Origin of the sequence: Paraburkholderia sp. NMBU_R16 (assembly GCF_013282575.1) — a bacterium.
In the GTDB taxonomy this organism is placed as follows: domain Bacteria; phylum Pseudomonadota; class Gammaproteobacteria; order Burkholderiales; family Burkholderiaceae; genus Trinickia.
Window position 1 is genome coordinate 1 of record NZ_JAAAYE010000213.1, and the last position, 1182, is coordinate 1182.

The window sequence follows — 1182 nt, forward strand, 5'->3', positions numbered from 1 at the left end:
GCACCATTGGGCTGTCGGTCATCGCGGCGTTGCCGTTCGCTTTTATACCGTATCGCCAACCAGTAGCCCCGTTTCTCCGCGAACGCCGGCCCCCACACGGGACTGAAGTGCTGCTGAACAAAGCCGTCGGCAATGGCCAGTTGGGCTTTGATCAAAAACACAGGTTGTTAACGCAAAACCCTGCAGGCCTGCGCGATGCGGGTTTTGTACGGGCGAGCGCCTCCACCAAGGTCGGCGAGCCGCTTTTCCGAGGACGCGATATCTGGTCCGTGTTTGCGGGCGATTTTCGCTGTTCTCGCGTGCAACTGCATCGGAATGTTGCGGCAAAACGCGCTTGTTACGAGACGACAAAATGCACTATTTAATCATCAAACGATGCTATTATTAGTGCTCATACTTGCGGAGGTTCCCATGCGTACGACTATTGCGCTTGATGACGACTTGATCGCCAAGGCTCAAGCCTATACGGGCGTGGAGGAAAAAACGGCACTCGTACGCGAAGCGCTAAATGCCTTGATCCAGCGTGAAGCCGCGAAACGACTCGCGAATCTTGGCGGTAGCCAACCGGGCATCAAGGGGGCGCCGCGTCGCCGGCAGGACGTCGAATGATTCTTGTCGACACGTCGGTCTGGATTGACCACCTCAGCGCTTCTGATCCTATGCTGATCACGCTGCTTGCCGAGGAGCGTGTGCTGGCTCATCCATATGTGATAGGCGAGATTTCGCTCGGTAGTCTGCGTGACCGTGACGTCGTGCTTGGCGCGTTGCTCGATCTGCCGCGCGCGCCAGTTGCAACTCCGGAGGAGACGTTTTATCTGATCGAGCGCGAAGGTTTGTTCAATCGTGGAATCGGATATGTCGACACGTCACTGTTGGCGTCCGCGCGCCTACAACCCGGCACCACCATCTGGACGCGCGACAAGCGATTGAAGAAAGTTGCCGATGAACTCAATCTCGGCGCGGTGCTCGCCCACTAGATAACGGAAAAGCAAGCATGTCGGACCCGACCATTGCAGATGCGCTTCGTCTCGCGATCAACGTTTTGGGCAATGTCCCGGGCTCTGTCGCATTAACGAGGACGAGTAGAATCGGTGCGAATTGAAACGCAGGACATCGATGATGGCAAAGACGAAGAAAGCTCGCTCAACGTTGCCCACCGGCGCGGGCAGCGTGCTGAAGCGG

General features: G+C 57.0%; 3 protein-coding genes. All 3 read left to right on the forward strand.

The annotated features are described in order from the left end of the window. Positions 1 to 365: hypothetical protein (locus tag GWC77_RS27885; RefSeq protein WP_217283454.1), on the forward strand; the 365-nt coding region annotated here is incomplete at its 5' end. A 46-nt stretch (positions 366 to 411) separates the two neighbouring features. Further along, a complete protein-coding gene (locus GWC77_RS27890) occupies positions 412 to 609 on the forward strand; it encodes a type II toxin-antitoxin system VapB family antitoxin (RefSeq protein ID WP_173262749.1) in 198 nt (65 codons plus the stop codon). Further along, positions 606 to 977: a type II toxin-antitoxin system VapC family toxin gene (locus tag GWC77_RS27895; protein ID WP_173262752.1), complete on the forward strand. Its 372-nt coding sequence runs from the start codon at positions 606 to 608 to the stop codon at positions 975 to 977. Before GWC77_RS27890 ends, GWC77_RS27895 begins: the two co-directional genes overlap by 4 nt. The last annotated feature ends 205 nt before the right edge of the window (positions 978 to 1182 follow it).